This window comes from Weissella koreensis KCTC 3621, assembly GCF_000277645.1.
This window is the reverse complement of the sequence record NZ_AKGG01000012.1, coordinates 179,167-198,589: the sequence shown is the minus strand read 5'-3', so window position 1 is coordinate 198,589 and position 19,423 is coordinate 179,167. Positions and strand designations below refer to the sequence as shown.

20 protein-coding genes and 1 tRNA gene are annotated in these 19,423 nt (G+C 32.8%); 18 read left to right on the top strand and 3 right to left on the bottom strand.

Annotated elements, in window-relative coordinates:
- The first annotated feature begins 13 nt into the window (after window positions 1–13).
- From JC2156_RS05165 to galT, 10 genes are all read left to right on the top strand, one after another.
- Window positions 14–523, top strand: a complete 510-nt coding sequence (locus tag JC2156_RS05165) for a phage holin family protein (protein WP_006845669.1) — start codon at window positions 14–16, stop codon at window positions 521–523.
- Between the two features lie 12 nt (window positions 524–535).
- On the top strand, window positions 536–1,432 hold the full coding sequence (locus JC2156_RS05160; protein WP_006845668.1) for a peptidoglycan recognition protein family protein: 897 nt from the start codon (window positions 536–538) through the stop codon (window positions 1,430–1,432).
- A gap of 1,241 nt (window positions 1,433–2,673) precedes the next feature.
- On the top strand, window positions 2,674–3,009 hold the full coding sequence (locus JC2156_RS05155; protein ID WP_006845667.1) for a DsrE family protein: 336 nt from the start codon (window positions 2,674–2,676) through the stop codon (window positions 3,007–3,009).
- A gap of 92 nt (window positions 3,010–3,101) precedes the next feature.
- Entirely contained in the window at window positions 3,102–3,614 is a 513-nt protein-coding gene (locus JC2156_RS05150; protein ID WP_006845666.1) for a cysteine hydrolase family protein, read from the top strand.
- A 238-nt stretch (window positions 3,615–3,852) separates the two neighbouring features.
- Entirely contained in the window at window positions 3,853–4,416 is a 564-nt protein-coding gene (locus JC2156_RS05145) for a WxL domain-containing protein (protein WP_006845665.1), read from the top strand.
- Window positions 4,417–4,510: 94 nt separating this feature from the next.
- The gene (locus JC2156_RS05140; protein WP_006845664.1) at window positions 4,511–5,530 is read left to right on the top strand and encodes a WxLIP family cell surface protein; all 1,020 of its coding nucleotides are present in this window, start codon (window positions 4,511–4,513) and stop codon (window positions 5,528–5,530) included.
- Entirely contained in the window at window positions 5,520–7,400 is a 1,881-nt protein-coding gene (locus JC2156_RS05135; protein WP_006845663.1) for a hypothetical protein, read from the top strand. The genes JC2156_RS05140 and JC2156_RS05135 overlap by 11 nt, the downstream gene beginning before the upstream one ends.
- A gap of 509 nt (window positions 7,401–7,909) precedes the next feature.
- Entirely contained in the window at window positions 7,910–9,337 is a 1,428-nt protein-coding gene (locus JC2156_RS05130) for a glycoside-pentoside-hexuronide (GPH):cation symporter (protein WP_006845662.1), read from the top strand.
- Window positions 9,338–9,355: 18 nt separating this feature from the next.
- Window positions 9,356–10,531, top strand: coding sequence for a galactokinase (locus tag JC2156_RS05125; RefSeq protein ID WP_006845661.1), 1,176 nt, complete (start codon window positions 9,356–9,358; stop codon window positions 10,529–10,531).
- Between the two features lie 24 nt (window positions 10,532–10,555).
- Window positions 10,556–12,025, top strand: a complete 1,470-nt coding sequence (gene galT, locus JC2156_RS05120) for a UDP-glucose--hexose-1-phosphate uridylyltransferase (protein ID WP_006845660.1) — start codon at window positions 10,556–10,558, stop codon at window positions 12,023–12,025.
- Window positions 12,026–12,142: 117 nt separating this feature from the next.
- Here the strand turns inward: galT and JC2156_RS05115 are convergent, their stop codons facing one another.
- Entirely contained in the window at window positions 12,143–13,054 is a 912-nt protein-coding gene (locus JC2156_RS05115; RefSeq protein ID WP_006845659.1) for an AraC family transcriptional regulator, read from the bottom strand.
- 194 nt (window positions 13,055–13,248) lie between these two features.
- Here JC2156_RS05115 and JC2156_RS05110 point away from each other — a divergent pair, with 194 nt between their 5' ends.
- The 7 genes from JC2156_RS05110 to JC2156_RS05080 all read left to right on the top strand — a co-directional run bounded on the left by JC2156_RS05110 (window position 13,249) and on the right by JC2156_RS05080 (window position 17,537).
- Entirely contained in the window at window positions 13,249–13,956 is a 708-nt protein-coding gene (locus tag JC2156_RS05110; protein ID WP_006845658.1) for a glucosamine-6-phosphate deaminase, read from the top strand.
- A 210-nt stretch (window positions 13,957–14,166) separates the two neighbouring features.
- Complete coding sequence (locus JC2156_RS05105; RefSeq protein ID WP_006845657.1) at window positions 14,167–15,006, top strand: Cof-type HAD-IIB family hydrolase; 840 nt, start codon at window positions 14,167–14,169, stop codon at window positions 15,004–15,006.
- 3 nt (window positions 15,007–15,009) lie between these two features.
- Complete coding sequence (locus JC2156_RS05100; protein WP_006845656.1) at window positions 15,010–15,222, top strand: hypothetical protein; 213 nt, start codon at window positions 15,010–15,012, stop codon at window positions 15,220–15,222.
- Window positions 15,212–15,934, top strand: coding sequence for a CPBP family intramembrane glutamic endopeptidase (locus JC2156_RS05095; protein WP_006845655.1), 723 nt, complete (start codon window positions 15,212–15,214; stop codon window positions 15,932–15,934). The genes JC2156_RS05100 and JC2156_RS05095 overlap by 11 nt, the downstream gene beginning before the upstream one ends.
- Window positions 15,935–15,967: 33 nt before the next feature.
- Complete coding sequence (locus JC2156_RS05090) at window positions 15,968–16,465, top strand: hypothetical protein (protein WP_006845654.1); 498 nt, start codon at window positions 15,968–15,970, stop codon at window positions 16,463–16,465.
- A gap of 154 nt (window positions 16,466–16,619) precedes the next feature.
- Window positions 16,620–17,102: a hypothetical protein gene (locus tag JC2156_RS05085; protein ID WP_006845653.1), complete on the top strand. Its 483-nt coding sequence runs from the start codon at window positions 16,620–16,622 to the stop codon at window positions 17,100–17,102.
- Window positions 17,103–17,147: 45 nt separating this feature from the next.
- Complete coding sequence (locus JC2156_RS05080) at window positions 17,148–17,537, top strand: hypothetical protein (RefSeq protein ID WP_006845652.1); 390 nt, start codon at window positions 17,148–17,150, stop codon at window positions 17,535–17,537.
- 217 nt (window positions 17,538–17,754) lie between these two features.
- Here the strand turns inward: JC2156_RS05080 and JC2156_RS08760 are convergent, their stop codons facing one another.
- Window positions 17,755–18,045 carry an SDR family oxidoreductase gene (locus JC2156_RS08760; protein WP_081482762.1) on the bottom strand — a complete coding sequence of 97 codons (291 nt, stop codon included), beginning with the start codon at window positions 18,043–18,045 and terminating at the stop codon, window positions 17,755–17,757.
- Window positions 18,046–18,591: 546 nt separating this feature from the next.
- Window positions 18,592–18,675: transfer RNA gene (locus JC2156_RS05070), tRNA-Leu, on the bottom strand.
- Window positions 18,676–18,782: 107 nt separating this feature from the next.
- Between JC2156_RS05070 and JC2156_RS05065 the strand changes: the two genes are divergently transcribed.
- Complete coding sequence (locus JC2156_RS05065) at window positions 18,783–19,199, top strand: JAB domain-containing protein (RefSeq protein WP_006845649.1); 417 nt, start codon at window positions 18,783–18,785, stop codon at window positions 19,197–19,199.
- Window positions 19,200–19,423 lie beyond the last annotated feature (224 nt).

Below are 19,423 nucleotides of genomic sequence, written 5' to 3'. Positions count from 1 at the left end.
AAAGGGAAGTAGAATGGAACAATTTTTAAAAATAATGTATATGAATTTAAACGGGGCCACGGAATCTACGGTCCTGTTTTTATTTATGATGATTGACACAGTATTTGCGAATACTTGGCGAAGACGTCGAGGTGTAGCAATTACAAGTGGAGGCGGATTAGGTGGATTAATTAAATCAATTCCATTGGCACTGATGCCAGTATTAATTTGGATTGTGGAAATTCCATTATCTTTGGCGCCAGATCATATTGCTGGATTGGCGATTAATTTTAACCCGGCTATTTTCGATCTAATTGCTTTCCTAGTCTTCATTTTAATTGCTTGGTATTGGGTAAAATCAATCTTGGCCAACGCAAAATTAGCTGGATATAATCCACCAGATTGGCTAGAAAAATTTATTGAAGATGAGTATCACGTTAAATTAGGCAAAATCGAAACTGAACCTAATTCAGCAAAAAAAGATCAAAAGATTAATGTATCTCAAACGTATGGTAGTCGAAATGATGACGACAAATTTAAATAGGAGGAAACAATAATGACAGAAGTATTTTCAAATTTAGCAACTAGTTTAGACCCTCGACCAGTATATAATGGTGGATTACGAACACGAGCAATCGACTTCGTGGTAATCCATCATAATGCTACTACCAGCAAAGAAGGAGCTATTGGAACGTGGGTAGTTGGCTCTGGAGCATTCACTTCGGCGCACTACGAAATAGCAAATGGCGAAATTATTGGAACATTGGGCGAAAACTTCATAGCTTATCATGCCGGTGGAACTGGTGGGACAGATGTTCCTAAGATTAGTGACATTAACAATCGTTCAATTGGACTGGAGTTTTTAAACTCGACTGGTGCACCGAATTGGGAAGTCGGAGATGAGACGTTACGATCTGGCGGTAAATTACTAGCAGATATTTGTGCTCGTTATGGATTGCCGATTGATCGAAGTGCTATCAAACTACATGGTGAGATTACAGCCACACAATGTCCCGGTGGATTAGATATTGATAAGTTAATCCAATATGCTCGTGAAGCTGCTGGCGGAAACGGTGGTGCAAGCAATGATACACCAGTGGAAGAATCAGAAGCTATGCGAAAGTTCAAAGAAGATAGCCAGTTTACATTGTATAAACCATTTAAGGTAGATAAAGTTGAAAATATTTATGGAATGTGGCAAGCTATCAGTTTTGAGATGGCAGGGGGTAAAGATGCAAATTGGCTCGATCATGGGATTCCACTTGCGTTAGTACATCGAACTGATGGTGGAGATAACAATGATGTTGAACCAGGGGCAATGATTGCTTTTGACAATGGATATAATAATGGAACTATTGATAAGTATGATGAACCTACAAATGGAGTTTATATTTCTTGGGGAAGTACTTATGACGGTACATGGTTTAATGCAGATGCATTGATGAATCATTAAAATAAATTAAAAGCCTACTGACTTAATTGTCGGTAGGCCTTTTTTGTTTGCGATAGTAGCGAACAGTAATATCATCATGATAAGACTGTACGATACACGAAAAACGCATTTTATTTATCATAAATAGCTTTCTGTAGCCGTTCACTTAATCTAATAAGAAATATGGTCTTAAGAACTAATTAAGCCTATGATAACCCTGGTGTCAACAAATACGTTGGTATATCAGGGTTTTTCTTTGTTTAAAAAGGTCGTTATGGAATATGATCGTTTGTGATGGGAATTGAATTTTGGGCACCTTTTGGGCACTTTTTCATGGTTATTTTAAACTTGGACACCATTTAGGCATCGTTTAAAAAACATTTGGTAGTATTGAAATAAAATAGCTGTTATATTCTTAATGAAGTTTATAAACCAAAAATATTTATGGGATAATGTCTATATAATGGAAAGGATATATGAATAAGTGTATAAAAAGACCTAAAGTATGAATTTCAATAATTTTAAATATCTTTAATCGATAGGATATAAATAATTGTGATCATATTTATTAGGTTTATTTTATTCATAATCATATGTAATAAATAATGAGAAAAGTAGATTTAATTTTAATGATTTTGGTAATTACAACAACTGTTATAAATATGTTTATTAATACTGGTTGGTTAATAGTGTTTTCATATTCATTAATGTTTGTGTGGGGGGTATGGCGTTATAGGACTGAGAGAAATCAAGCTTATATGTGGGTCTCGATCCTTTCTGTTATTACAATCATTTTATCAATATTGTAAATCATAAATATAATGATAAAAAGAAGTGTATGGGATTGTCGTGTATATTAAAATTAAGATGAAACATTTAGTGTAAGCTGATGATATGATTGGTAAAATAAAGTGTTGCTTTTTGTAATAAAAGATGTTAATATTAGTTTATTGGTGCTGATAAGCACTTAACAAATTTCGTAAATTTGAGAAATCACTAGTTAATAAACTATAAAATGATTCTTTTAGATAAAACCTAAATAAATTTATGAATGTGTATTTGTAGCATAAATGGTAATGCAATTTAATTCTTTATTTCCATACAGAGAGATGTTATGATTCTGATTTAGTGAGATATGAGCTCGAAACTCTTCAGATACATTTGTTAATAAATCAAGGTGAGAGTAGTTCACCTATGTAAAATGTACTAACTCATCGTTAGTGCATTTTTTTGTATACAGAAATAGATAAGGTGGTAAGAGTATGTTAAATACAATTTTTCATATTGATGAAAATAGTAAATGGGAAATGGTAAATTCAAATATATACCATTTATTTGAGTGGATGAAGTTTAATCATGAAAATGGGATTATTGAATTAGTCATTAATGGAGATGCTGTTGAAATGGCTAAAAAAGATTCATCTGTAATTTTAAAAAAATTGACTGAATTAGATGTTCAAGTTATGATCTGTGAAAATTCATTAAATCAAAGGAATATTTTTTTGAATGAAATTCAAGATCAAGTTAAATCAGTGTCATCTGGGGTGGTTGAACTGTCTTTGCAACAAAGGGCGGGATTCAGCTATATTAAACCTTAAGTAAAGTAAGATAAGTTAAATGGGTGGATATTTAAGATGAAATGAGTTAAATTAATGGTAACCTTGTCTATTAATCACTTAAGGAGCTTGCTATGCCAAAAAAGATGCTGATTTTAATTGATTTTCAAAATGATTTTATTGATGGTTCATTAGGAACGCCTGAAGCTCAACAAATTATTCCTGCAGTTTTGAAAAAGTTATCCGAATATTCAAAAGATGAACGAATTGCTACGATGGATACGCATGGTGAAAATTATTTATCTACTCAAGAAGGTAAGTATTTGCCAGTCATACATACCCAATATAAGTCACACGGTTGGGAAATTTATCCAGCAGCTCAAGTAGGATTTAAATATATTATTGAAAAAAGTACCTTTGGTTCAATTGAATTGGCTCAATTATTATTAAATGAAAAGGTGGAAGAAGTTGAACTAATCGGTTTAGATTCTGATATTTGTGTAATATCTAATGCTATTTTGATTAAAAATATAGCACCAGAAATTAAAGTAATGGTAAGTGCCCACGCAACAGCGGGAACTACTCCACAAAAGCATGAGAATGTATTAGAAGTTTTAAAAACATTACAAGTCGATATTATTGATTAATAAATAATTGAAATGAATAGATTGTGAGAACGATCATTTTATATAAAGGCAAGGATGTTTATTTCCTTGCCTTTTTTGTTATAAATATACAATGTGATTTAGATTTGCATTGAAGCACTTTTGTTAAAAAAAGATAAGAAAAAAACTCTTAAATGAATACGCTTTCATTTTTAAGGCATTTCTGTTATTCTATAAATAAGGAAATTTAATTCAATGTAAATTCAAAGGAGGCGACAATATGTTTAATTTATATGCAAACCGTATGCGTGCATTACTAGGTGCCACTGCTTTAGTTGGAGGGCTATTGACAGCTCCCATCTTAATTAACGCCGCACCTCTAGCAAATTCTAATGGGAGCACAACTTTAAGCCTGACAAGTGATCCGAGCGCTATCACGCTAGATACTGTTCCTAGTTTTGATTGGGGTAGCTTAACAACCAAAGCTGCAATTAATGAAAACGGTATCGTTGGATCCCCTGCTCTTCAGGTAACTGATAGCCGTGGAACTGACGCAGGATATCAAGTGACGGCTAAGGCGACAGATATGCAAAATATTGATGAGGTTAATTTACCCATTGTATCGATGACCTTGGACACAGCAGTGAGCGATGCTTCTTTGACAGGAGCGACAAATGCTGATATTAAATCTGGGGAGGCACTGATTCTATCTGGAAATGGTAACTCTAATGGAACGAAACAGACTCAAAGTACAAAAGGTAACATAAAAATTTCAAATAATGCCAAAGTTGGTACATATACTGGAACAATTATATATACTATTAATGATGGTGCTTTGAGATAAAATACTTTTGAGGTGAAGACCTGCTTCACACCTAATCAGATTTAATCAAAGCAGGCCTAATGGTCTGCTTTTTACATAAAATAGGTAATTAATTATGAATATTAAAAAAATATTGTTTTCGCTTGTGACATTATTAATAATTGGTGGTGGAACTGGTGGAGTCGTTGTGTATGCGGATGATAATCAGCCACAAGCTGAATTTACGGTGGATGGCAAAGCTAATGAATTTCAAACCGATAAGGACACAACCTATGATTTGAAAATGCAACCCGGTGATGAAACGACTTTAAATTTAACAGTTCAGAATCTGTCAGATGAAAAAGCGACTTATCGGATTGCAATTAATCCTGCTCAAACGTCTGATAATGTCATTATTGAATATGGTAAAAGCGGCAATGCAGATGGATTTGGCGCCAAACCAAATATTCAAATCCGCCAAATTACTGAAATTAGTGACACCAAGTTGACTGTTCCTAGTCATCAAAATAAGGCCTTTTCAATTAAAATCAAAATGCCTCAAAAAAAATATGATGGGATCGTTGCTGGTGGGATTAGAGTTGAAAAGATTACTGAAAGTAGTAAAGAAGGAATTACTAATAAATTTGCTTTTGTAAAGGGATTAGTAATACATCAAAACGATAACAAAGTTAAACCTAAATTAACGATTAATTCCATTAAAGCGAGCCAATATCAATATTTGCCAGGCGTAATTGTGAAAATGAGAAATCCAACAAATATTAATATAACCGAGTTGAAAATGGATACTAAGGTTGTAAATGATAAAACAGGTAAGACTTTAATTAAGAAAAAAGTCGATCAAGGATCAGTGGCCCCAAATTCTCAATTTAATTATGTGCTGCGTCATGATGGTAAAATTCCGGCGGGTAAGTATCATTTTAAAGGGTCTGCAAAAGACAAATATGGGAATCAATGGCAATGGAATAAAGCGTTTGAGGTCAAAGAAGCAGTTAAAAAAGAAACTAATTTTAAAGTTAATGCTACCAGCCCTTGGTTAATAATTTTGTTGGGAGTGATTATCTTATTGCTAATTATTGCATTGATTTGGCTATTTATTTTACTGAGGCGGAAGAAGGAGCAAGAAAATGCGGAATAAAATGAAAATAGTTTTAATCATTTTAGGCGTATGGTTAGGTGCAGGACTTTACGGTAATAATCAAGTTGAAGCCAGTATTACTAATACTAATAATGTTTATCACATTACAACAGGAGCCGATTTAGTAAGCTTAATTGGAGCAACTAATATTGCTGGGTATTGGAGTATTACAAATCCAGCACCAAGTTCTTTATCCATATCGGTGGATAAAGATATAACTATTCCAGACATTAATCTGGGAGTGAATAGCAATATTAAAAATTTGGATATCGATTTTAATAATCATATGTATTATGTCAAGAATCGGATATCTTCTTCGTTCATTATGTCCAACTTACAACCTAGCCTTAACGTAACATTGCATAATATTAAATCTTCGAGTGAATATACTAGTGCAACCAACGGAGATGCGACTGTACCGGATCCAACGAATGAGACGGGTAAAACTAGTGGTTATCTATTATCTTACTATTCTTTATTTCGAGGAGATTGGAGTATCGTACCTAGTAATTTTTCAGGTAGTTTGACCTATGATAATGTAAGTATTAATTATCCTAATTTATCAGACGCTGGTGCACAAATGTTTTCAGCTTATTATGTGCCATTACGATTTACTGGACAAAATAATTTTAATATTAAAGGTACTTCTACCCAAGAATTTGCAGAAATATCTGATTTAACGGTTGTTAACGGTAAAACAGCGATGACTTGGGGAAGTGGTGGTGGTAATGATGGAATGTTTAGTGTTGCTTATACTGGACGTAATACATCTAATATTTCGGTGAATACCGGTGCTACTTGGGAAGTAAATAATAACGCTAAAAAAAATATCTTGTATTATGGTCGTGGAATAACAACTAACACCGTGAACATTACTAATAATGGAACAATGAATTGGAATAATCTAGGTTATTCCAATTCAGAAACACCAGCTGCTAATTCAGTTTGGGGCGGGGTGATCTTACCCACTACAACTAATATCAATTTAGGGAATAATGCGGTTACTAATTTCATTTCAAATATTTCGGTACTGAACCCGCAATCTATGGGTAAACTAACATTGACGGCGCAAAATGGAAGCCAGACGATACTGAAAACCAATAATACTAGCACTAATGTTAATCAACGAGTGATTAACGGAAATGGGGCTAGTGGTTCTAAAATTAATTTAAATGCGGTGAAGCTATTTTCGATGCAGGGGCAAACCATTCCACCCGTTCAGGCCAACAATTTAATACTAGATTTGGGTACAACTAGCCCATTAACAATTAAAGGTTTTCAAAATAATGAGCTAAATAGTTTATTTGTGGCTGAGTTGGGTAGCATCGCCGGTGATTGGAAAACAAATGATCAAATGAACCCTAAAATTAGTGGTAATAGTTATTTAAGTAATTTGCAGAATGCAACTAGAGTGGATATTCAACCAGGTGAAATTAACAATACTAATCAGGTAAAACCGTCAAATTGGGTATATCAATTAGCTGATAGTATTTTCCCAAATGATAAAAGTAAAGTTTGGTTACCACGAAATGGGGCGACTGATAATCAACAAGTTTTTTCGGTTTTTGATTCACGTGCTCAGCAACACAATTTCACATTACAAGCTTCTGTATCCGGAGATCCAGAACATCAATATGGATTTAAGAAGAATGGCAGTGCAGATGTTATTAATCTAGGATCTGGCGCCCAAAATATTCTACAGGGTGCTGATTTTAATGCCGGTACAAATGGTGACCCTAATTCTGCGGGAAAACTAACATATACTACAGATGCAGAACATGGGTTATTAGTTCAAAGTTCAAAAAGTGATAAGGCTGGGGTATTTAATGGAACAGTTACTTATACATTAGTTGATGGTGGTATTGAATAATATATTTTTAGAGTAAAAAAATGTAAAACTGTATGAGAAATTATTGTAGGTAAGTAATATTCATTATTAGTAGCTTTTTACTTGAAAGGTAGATATATTTATATCTACCTTTTTTGATATAAAAATAAAATTTAATTAAATTAATTTACGGTAAACTGTATTATAAATCACAAATGTTTTTAAATTGGATGAATGGTCATTGAGGAGAGTGAATATAATTATAAAGTTTTAATTTAATTAAACAATCCTCATCATAGATACATTAATTAATAGAATTAACATATATTAAATTAAGGATTGAATAATTTATTACAGGTATTATGAGTCGATACAGTTATTTATTTTTTCAATTAATGAACACTTCTAACTTTTTATTGTAAGTATATTCACAATCAAGAGTCACAAAAGGTCAAAATAGAGTAACAAAAAGCCTTGCAACTGAAAGCGCTTTCAAACTATAGTTAAGGCGTAGTAAAAATATTAATCAGTAAACTTTAAGGAGTGTTACTATGTCTGATAAAATGAAACAGCGTTTTGCTTATGCTTTTGGTGCGTTTGGGCATGATGCATACTATGTAACGTTATCAACTTATTTTATGATTTTCGTTACAAGTACATTATTTACAGGTGCTGATAAAGCAACTGAGGCTAAATATATCGGTTTAATTACCTCATTAGTTGTTGGAATTCGATTAGTTGAAATTATTTTTGATCCAATTATTGGAAGTATAATTGATAATACGAAGTCTAAGTATGGTAAATTTAAACCATGGTTAGTCATTGGTGGGTTAGTGTCAGCGGTGGCCTTGGTAATTATTTATACTAATTTCTTTGGGTTAGCAGTTAGTCAACCATCATTATATTTAGGATTATTTGCCGTAATTTTTATTATTTTGGATAGCTTTTATTCATTTAAGGATATCGCCTTTTGGTCAATGATTCCTGCATTGTCAAATGATACCGCTGAACGTGGCACCTTGGCAACTTTTGCCCGGTTCGGATCTTCATTAGGGGCTAATGGTACGACTGCTTTGGTAGTTCCAATTGTGGCTTTCTTTACGGCAATGACAGGTGGTAAAGGTGATGAAAGTGCAGCTGGTTGGTTCTGGTTTGCAATTGTTATTGCAGTTATTTCAGCTGGATCAGCAATTATAACAGCTAAGTTCTCAAAAGAAAATAATACGATCTTACGTCGACAAGAAAAGAATGAGAAATATAGTATTGTAGATGTTTTCAAGGCTATATTTATGAATGATCAATTAATGTGGTTGGCTATTTCATATATGTTTTATGCGATTGCTAACGTAGCAACGACTGGTGTCTTGATGTTTTACTTTAAGTTTGTAATCGGTCGAGTGTCAGAATTTGCTTTGGTTGGAGTTATCTCAATGATTACTGGAATCATTGCTGCCCTATTTCCGATTTTGACACGGTTAATTCCCCGCCGTTATGTCTTTATTTTGGGAATTATTTTAATGTTATTAGGATATACGTCATTTTTGGTAGCCGGTAATAATATTGGTATTATTACTTTAGGCTTGATCTTGTTCTATTTCCCACAACAATTAATTTTCTTGTCAGTTTTGATGACAATTACCGATTCGGTTGAATATGGTCAATGGAAGAATGGAGTTCGAAAGGAAGCTGTAACCTTATCTTTGCGACCATTACTTGATAAGTTGGCGGGGGCCTTCTCAAATGCCATTGTGGGATTTGTAGCTATTGCTGCTGGTATGACCGGAAGCGCTACGGCAAGTGACATTACGGCGAGTGGTATTCGAACATATCATTTGTATGCATTCGTAATTCCAGGTGTTCTAATGCTAGTTTCAATGATTATTTTCATTTGGAAAATTACATTAACAGAGAAAAATCATGCTGAAATTGTTAAGGAACTTGAATCACGTTACAAAAAAGACGAAAATACAAAATTATAGAAAATGAGGATTAAGATTATGAAGCGAATTAAAGAATTAAATACAGCTTTTGCTGAAAAATTTGGGCCTAAGACTACACAACAATTTTTTGCTCCAGGACGAATTAACTTAATTGGGGAGCATACTGATTACAATGGAGGACATGTTTTCCCGGCTTCGATTACTTATGGTACTTATGGAGTAGCCGCTAAACGGAATGATTCAAAAGTCTTTTTGTACTCAATGAATTTTGCCACCGAGGGAGTTATTCAAGTTGATCTTGATAATTTGGATTATGATCCAAAACATGGTTGGGCGAACTATGTTAAGGGAATGATTAAGAAGTTACAAGAACAGGGATATTATTTTGACAATGGTTTTGATTTATTAGTTCAAGGAAATATCCCTAATGGAGCGGGGTTATCGTCATCAGCTTCGTTAGAATTATTGGTAGGAGTTATGTTAGAAGACTTATATCAATTAGAAGTGAATCGTTTGGATCTAGTAGAGACTGGTCAAAAAGTTGAAAATGAGTACTTTGGGTTGCATACTGGAATTATGGATCAATTTGCTATTGGCTTTGGAAAAGAAGATGAAGCCATTTTATTAGATGTTAACACCATGAAACATGAAATGGTGCCTGTTGTACTGGGCGATTATGCGATCGTTATTATGAATACCAATAAAAGACGTGAACTCAGTGATTCTAAATATAATGAACGACGATCTGAGTGTGAAGAAGCGCTACGCCGCCTTCAAGCTGGTGGGTTAGAAATTGATTCATTAGGCCAGTTAACGAATGCTGAATTTGATGAAAACCAAGATTTGATTCAAGACGAAATTTTGATCAAGCGTGCTCGACATGCAGTTTATGAAAATCAACGTACGATTGATGCCAAGTTTGAATTGTCAGCTGGTAATTTAAAAGCATTTGGTAAATTATTAGATGAATCACATGCATCATTGCGAGATGACTATGAAGTGACTGGATTGGAGTTAGATACATTGGTATCATCAGCTCAAGCCCAAGAAGGTGTCTTGGGAGCTCGAATGACCGGAGCTGGTTTTGGTGGTTGTGCCATTGCTTTAGTTAAAGAATCTGAGATAACTAAATTTGAAAATAATGTGTACGATGACTATTTGAAAATTGTTGGTTATACACCAGAATTTTACGTTGCCCATATTGGGGATGGTGCAATGAAGTTAAAAGATTAAATTCAAAACGGGGAGATGGGATAAATGAATGTTGGTCAAGCAGTATATGATTTAACGACCATTGCAATCAAAAATGGTCGAATTGAGGAAGAAGATCGAATTTATCATCAAAATGAATTATTAAGATTGATTGGCTCAAATAATTTGGGTACGCCTGAAGTTAAAACGCCAGAGGAATTGGAAACAATTGTATCAACTTTAATGGATGCGGCTAAAAGGAATGAAATGATTAATGATAAAGTTAATCTAGATATGATGGAAGCGTTAATTATGGATACAATTACGCCTTTACCTAGTCAAGTTAATCATAAATTCTGGGAATATTATCAACAGCAACCAAACGCGGCTACCAATTATTTTTATCATTTATCTCAACAAAATAATTATATAAAAATGCGATCAATTGCTAAAAATATTCATTATTTTGCACCTAGTCCATATGGAGAGCTAGAGATTACGATTAATTTATCGAAACCAGAGAAAAATCCTAAGGAAATTGCTGCAGCATTGAAGTTACCACAAAATAGTTATCCAGATTGTGCACTTTGTATTGAAAACGAAGGTTTTTTTGGAAGCTTAAATCAAGCTGCTCGAAGCAATCATCGAATTATTAATTTAGAATTATCTGGTGAAAAGTGGGGCTTTCAGTACTCACCCTATGCATATTTTAATGAGCATGCCATTGTTTTAAATCATATTCATCAACCCATGATAGTAAATAAGAAAAGTTTTGAGCATCTAGCTGATTTCGTTGAACAATTTCCAGAATATATGATCGGATCAAATGCCGATTTACCAATTGTGGGTGGATCCATTTTAACGCATGATCATTACCAAGCTGGAAAACATGATTTTCCAATGGCTAAGGCACCTATCAGAGAGAAGATTAATTTAAATAATTTCCCAATGGTTCAGGCGGGAATTGTTGATTGGCCAATGAGTGTGATTCGTCTTAAATCCGCTGACAGAGAAGCTTTAATTGAAGCGGCGGAAATGATTCGTTTGAAATGGAATCAATATGACAATATTGATTTATTGATTCAGGCAAGTGATGATCAAGGTACAAGACATCACACTGTAACGCCAATTATGCGACGGCGTGGGGATGATTTCGAACTTGACTTAGTTTTACGTGATAATAATACAAATGATCAATATCCGGATGGTATTTTTCATCCACATGCAGATGTTCAACATATTAAGCAAGAGAACATTGGTTTAATTGAGGTGATGGGACTAGCGATTTTACCTCCACGTTTGGTCAGAGAATTGGATGAAGTCAAGGCGTTTTTGATGAATAAGGCTGAGAAGGTTAATCCAATTCATCAAGAATGGGCTGATCAATTAAAACAACATTCTTTTACCGATGTCGATGCTTATGTTAAACAAGCTGTGGCAGATGTCTTTACTAGAGTACTATCCGATGCGGGTGTATTTAAAGATGATTCAGAAGGTCATCGAGGGTTTTCTGAATTTATTGCCACTTTTGATTAGAATTTAAAAATAAAACCGATGATCTTTAAATTTGATATTTATACTGCTTCCCACTAAAAATGAGAAGATAAACAGCATATTATATCAAAAGACTTTAGACATCGGTTTTTTATATTTTTATGTAGTTTGACGAACAGGTTTAGCTGCTTTTAGTAAATCTTTAATTTGCTGATTATGTAGATTAGTTGTTCGTTTAAATTGACGATTTTTACGATATTTACTGGGACTTTCGCCGACCATTTTGTTAAATGATCGACTGAAAACTGAGACATTGTTAAAGCCTACAGATTCGGAAATTTCATCAACTGACATTTTTTCCATTTGCAAAAGCTCGCTGGCCTTATTAATCCGAACCCCAATTAACCAAGCTTTAGGCGACAGACCAAAATTACTAGTAAAAACTCTAGTTAAATATGATCGGTTAACATTTAATTCATTAGCTACATCATTTACATTTATTCCTGTTTCGAAGTATTCATCCATATATTCACGTGCTTGACGGGCCAGCTTTGATCCTTTGAAATCATTTTGTGGATTTTTCTGTGATGGATATTCTTGGATTACTTGAATCAATAATTCATGAACTAATTGATTCAATTGTAATTCGCTTTGTGGTGATGAATCTGACCAATTAAGTGTTTTTTGGATAAGTTCTAAATATTTTAATTGATTAGCTGTATTGAAAACATGGTTCTCATTTTTAAAAGGGGAAAAATGTTCGATAATTTGTTTAGCTTCAGATCCATTGAAGGAAATCCAAGCATAGGTCCATGGATTCTTAATATCAGATTGATAAAAAATGGATTCGCCTGGGCGAATCAAAAATGAATCACCAGCTTGTAAATGAAATTGCTCATTATCTACAAAAAAAATTCCTTGCCCATTTAGTACAAAATGGATAATGTAGTCGTGACGTTTGGCAGGGCCAAAAGTATGGAAGGGTAGGGTTTGACTGATACCACTAAATTGGTAGTAGATACTAGCATTAAAGGTATGATTATTAACGACATTAAAAATTGATTTTTCCATAATGAGCAACCTTTCTCAAACAGACAAGTCATTAACCTAATTATAGCATTATCGAAAAGTGTATATGGTATACCAGATGCGATCTTTATGTTTTGCAGTTTCTAGAGATATTATTTAATTTTACTTGTACTTTAAAAATTTGTGTCATATAATTGGTATATACCATTATGAAGTGAAAGGTTGGGAATAAGAATATGAAGATTATTAAAGTTCAAGATCAGGTTGAAGGTGGACAAGTTGGTGCTCGCGTTTTTCAAGATGCCTTACAAACTAATGCCAAAGTTTTTGGATTAGCCACTGGCTCAACACCTATTTCAATCTATGATGCTATTACTAAAAGCGATATGGATTTTTCAGATAAAATTTCAATTAATTTGGATGAGTACAAAGGTTTATCTGGAGATCATGAACAAAGTTATCGTTACTTCATGCAACAGCATTTATTCAACGAGAAGCCTTTCAAAGAAAGCTATGTTCCCGATGGGTTAAATCCTGATGGAATAGCTGAATCAGAACGATATGATGCTATTTTGGATCAATTCCCACGTGACTTACAAATTTTAGGTTTGGGTCAAAACGGGCATATTGGATTTAATGAACCAGGAACTTCTTTTGAATCAACTACACATGAAGTTGATTTAACAGCATCAACGATTGAAGCGAATGCACGTTTCTTTGACGATCAAAATGACGTTCCACGCCAAGCTTACTCAATGGGAATCAAGTCAATTATGTCAGCCAAGCAAATTTTGATGGTGGCTTATGGTGCAAATAAGGCTCAAGCAGTTCAAGCTATGATTGAGGGGCCAGTAACTGAGAATGTACCTGCATCAATTTTACAAAAACATGACAATGTTGTTGTAATTTTAGATGAGGCTGCGGCTAGCAATTTAAATAAATAATTTAGATAGATAATATCTATGCATTTTATTTTGATATGAAATGATGATATGACTAGTTTTCGTTTTTCGAATGCTGGTCATTTTTTTACACATTCGGATGATGAAAAAATCAATATCATGTAAATTAAGATCTGTAGATTTTATGCTGAGTTAAATTAATAGATATAAGTTATAATTAGGATAATAATTTATGAAAAAGAGGCAAACCAGATGCGATATAAAATGTTAATATCTGACTTAGATGAAACCTTATTGAACGATAATGGGACCATTAATGAAAAAAATGTTCAAGCAATTAAAAAAGCTGTTCAAATGGGTTTTAAATTTGTACCAAACACTGGTCGATCTTTTAATTCAGTTCAGGGTGTCTTAGATAAATTAGGTCTAAAAAACAAAGCACAACAATATGTAATTTCCTATAATGGAGGAGCAATTGTTGAAAATTTGAATAATGAAGTTTTAATTGCTCGTGATATGGACTTGATGTTAGCGGACTTAATTTTCAAAACTGGGATCCAGAGTGATCCTTTGACTGATGCTCACATTTATACGACCGATAAATTATTTATTTATAATATTTCAGTGGCTGATAAAAATTATATGGATGAACGAGGAGTTTCTTATGAATTGTTAGAGGAACCTGATCTATCTTTTTTGAAGCATGAAGAGCCTCTGATGAAAATTATTTTTGAACATTCTAATTTGGAAGTGCGTGAAAAGATAATGGCAAATGTTTTGGTAGCAGTGGGCTCTGAAGCAGTGGAAGCGACTTATTCCTCTGGAAGATATGTTGAATTTAATCCTGCAGGTGTTGATAAAGGCTCAGCTGGGAATGTCCTGGGTGCTAAATTAGGAATTAATCCTGAAGAAATTATTTCAGCCGGCGATAATTCAAATGATATTGCGATGATTAAATCCGCTGGATTAGGTATTGCTGTTCAAAATGCTATTCAACCAGTCAAAGATGTAGCTCAAGTTATAACTGATCGAACAAATAATGAGGGTGCAATTGCGGAAATTTTAGAACGATTTGTTTTGGGGGATGATTAAAAAATGCAAAGAACCTTGTCATTTATAACAGGATTAGCGATTTTAATTGTATTTTTAATTTGGGGTAATTTGGCGACAAAGCTAGATTTATCAACAGTATTAACGATTATTGGTTACATTGTATTATTGGTTATAACGACGATTATAATGACCATAATTACGGTTTATATTCAAAACAAGAAAGCTGTTGATGAGGATAAGAGTCGTGATAAATAATAAAGGTGTTTGGAAAGTTGGCGGATTAGGAATTTTATTTATTTTAATTGGGTTGCTTTGTGATGTGATTATTCAAAACTTTGGTCTGTTGATGCTCAAATTAATAGCTAAGGCATTCAATATAAACGAAAATACTTGGATACCAATTTTAGCAATGCTTTTAACGATGGGCGGGTTGCTTTATATCACATTGTTGTATATGAAAAAGTACATTCAACTAGCTGCTCCTGAAAATAAACTTGAGCCCTTTCGACGTCAAAAGACGCTCTGGATTATTAAGGGATACGTTTTAATTATCGTAGCTGGTATGTTAGTGACCATCGTAAAAATTTTAATTACTGGAAATAATGTTGAACCTGCTAATCAGTTGGCGCTAGTTGAAATGGCGCATGCTGGTTTAGCAACTAAAATATATTTAATCTTTTTATCAGTTATCTTGGCTCCGCTACTAGAGGAATCGATTTTCCGAGGAATTTTGATGAATTACTTTATGAAAAATTCATATTGGTGGGCCAATGTAGTTGTTTCAGGAATGGCCTTTGGATTATTCCATGTCATTTTTCAACCATTTCAATTAATGGCATTTATACAATATTCATTAACTGGGATAATTTTGGCATTTGTTTATAAGAAGACTCAGAAATTACAATATTCGATGGCGACACATTGCTTAAATAACTTGGTTGCGATGTTGATTTTATTATTTCAATAATTACTTTCAATTTGAAAGATGGAGGATAATATAATGGGAAAAGAATATATTTATACTACTTTTGGTACTAAAGATGTTTTACAAACTGTTCAACAACGTTATTCTAATCGACCAATATATTTAACATTTGATCTAGATGATCATGAACATTTTCAATTGATTGAATATTCAATCAATGAGAAAAGCCCATTTAGTTCTGGAGTGCAATATGATGTTTTATTTAAACAAAATCAATCACTTGATTTACGAGGATTGATGGATTGGAACTATCTAACATTAAATGATGACGAGCGAGAACATTTTATTATGCGCGCGAAGGCATGGATTACTGATCATCAAGATGAAACTGGATTAATTAATATCTTTTTACTACAAGTAAATGAAGGTTTTGATTATGCAATTTTAACGACTTGGAAAACGGAAAAACAGTTACAGGAATTTAAACCGATAATAGATGATTTTTTCAAATCATTTCAGTATGCATCAAATGTTCATTACCGTGAGAAGAAATTCCAATTTGCTAAATTTTAACAATAAGTAAATTAAAGATCAGAAACTTCAGATTATTCTGGGTTTCTGATCTTTTTTATAAAATAACCGAACTGAAAAACTACAATTTATGCGATGAAACGTGTATAGTTACTCTTATTGTGTTTGATTAAAATCTGAAAATGGTAGGTGTTAAATGAAAATTAGAAGAATTAATTATTTAATTGGATATATATTAATCCTATTAATGGTAGAATTTTCAGTAAAAATGGGGAACCATCATTTGATTTTACCTGAATTTGCAGTACTATGTGTGGGAGTTTTAGCTTTGCAAGAGGCACATTGGATTGTGAATCCTTTTAAAATTGTTTTGATGCCATCGATTACTGCAATATTGGGATTTAGTATTAATTTATTGAAAATAGATTACTTATTTAAAATATATCTAGTTATATTAATAATGTTAGTTGTGTTGAAAATAGCTAATTCAAAATTAGCACCTTCATTTGCAACGGGACTTTTACCAATTGTTACTAATACTAGTCATTGGTATTTTATTTTAGTTGTTGTGGGTATGACAAGTATTTTAATGCTTGGAGTTTTATTGAGTGGTAGTTATAAAAATATTCAAAATCCTATAAAATCTCTTGAAAGAGATGCAATGCGTCAATATTTGTAAATATTATTATTATGGATTATATTAGTACATTTGTTGGGCGTTGATATGATGATTGCCATTCCGCCGGTTTTAGTTTTATTGTTGGAAGTCATTCAAAAAGAGCATTATCCTGTAAATGTATTTTTGAAACAGGTTATCATTTTAACGGGCATTGCATATCTTAGCATGGGCGTGCATCAATTAATTTCAAATGATGTCATTTATATTTCAATGATGATGCCTTTGATTCTGATAATTTTAAAAATGTTTAGAATTCAATTACCAGCAGTCTATGCTTTTCCATTGCTAATTTTAGTTATTCCAACACCTATGACTCAACAATTGGGATTATATACACTGTTTGCTAGTGGATTTAGTTTAGGTTGTGTTTATATTTTGAAAAAGTATTCTTTAAAAGAAAGACTTATTCATATAGTGAAAAGGGTTATAAATTGATGAGTGGAGTCGAATTAATTAGGAAATATTGATTTGTGTTTAAACTTAACATTTTTAAAATAAAAAGGACTAACAAACTCCGATGTGGGAGTGTTTGTTAGTCCTTTTTATTTTATTAAGTATATTTTATATTTTTTTCATTGAAATATATATAGCGTAGGTTGGTTGACTTTCATTTATAAAAACTAGCCATTTTAATGTAGTTTTACTTATCATACTAAGTGAAAGGATAGAAGAATGAATTGGGATTTTCATTAATTGTTAGATTTAAAATTTTACCGTTATTAGTTGCTAAAATAGGGGTGAAGCTCTTAATAATTTCAAAATCACCGAAGAAATTAACGTCTGTTGCTTCTTTTAATTCTTCAACAGTAAAATCTGATGAACTTTTAGACATGTCACCAGAGATACCAGCGTTATTGATAATAGCGTTTATATCTGAATGATTTTGGCCTATATATGAACGAGTAATCCTGATGGTTTCTAGATTATTTAAATCTATTTTAATAAATTCAACATTATTAATACCTTATGATTTCAATATCTCATTAATGATCAATGGTCAATTTGGTAAGGTAAGTGGTATGGATTGAATTACGATATGTCGATTAATCCAATTGACTACAATAATTTAATTCCAGCTGGGCCAATTACAATGACTGATTGATATGGTAATAAATTATCTGATCAAACTATCCACGGAAATGATGGTAATGTAGAATTCTTTACTTTAAATGATGATTACAAAGTTATGAGTCGTGTAGGACAATACATTGAAGTTAATATTGGTGGAGAACCGGTTTGGTTGAAAGCAGCATACGCAGAATAGGATAAATTAAAAGGCTAATCGGTTAGGAACTTCCTAGCTGGTTAGCCTTTTTTATTTTGTATCAGTATCCAATAGCGCATGAACGACATTATATAGTAGAAGTTTATTAATTGTATATTTGATGTTAAAAAATACAAAGTGCTACAAGAGTGCTACGATAAAAAAATAAATAGCTTACAAACGCCGTTTAATCAGTGTTTATAAGCTATTATATATTTTAATATATGCCACTGACAGGAGTCGAACCTGCACGAGAATACTCTCACATCGATCTGAACGATGCGCGTCTACCAGTTCCGCCACAGTGGCAAATACGACTATAATTATAGCATAAATTTATTTTTATTTTGGATAAAATATATTTTCTCGATCCTTACTAATGTGTATAAAAATGATTGTTAACCGGAGGGATAATAATGGGAAAAACAAATAAATTAATCCAACAATATCAAATAAAGTTAGGATCAGAACCACAAGAGGAGTGTTGGGCTGTCTATCTCAATACACAAGCACAAATTATTGGCGATTTTTGTGTCGCTAAAGGAAGCTTGGCTAATGTCCAAATTCATCCACGTGATGTATTTCGAAATGCCATTGCCTTAAATGCTTATGCTTTGATTTTAATACATAATCATCCTAGCGGAAATTTAGCGCCATCACAATCGGATCTAAAAACGGCTCGCCAAATTGCAATTTGTGGAACCTTAATGCAAATTCACGTACAAGACTTCATTATCATCAGTCAAGTAGACTATTGCAGTTTTTCATTACATTATGACGTAAGAACAATTATGGAATTATGGAATTTTGATACATCAATTTTTAATCAATAGTTAGGTGCGAATTACAATTATATTATCCTGGAATTAGTTTAATAATTATAGACTTAATTTTGATAGTAAAATCAGTCTAAAAAAGGTCGTTAACATTGGGGATAGTTTGTGCTTCATAAACGGTGTAGAATAAGTTTACAAGCTAGCATAATTATTATGATATTTAATTGGAAGACAAGTCATATTTGTGATAAAATTTAAACTATTATTGGATAAGATCAGAT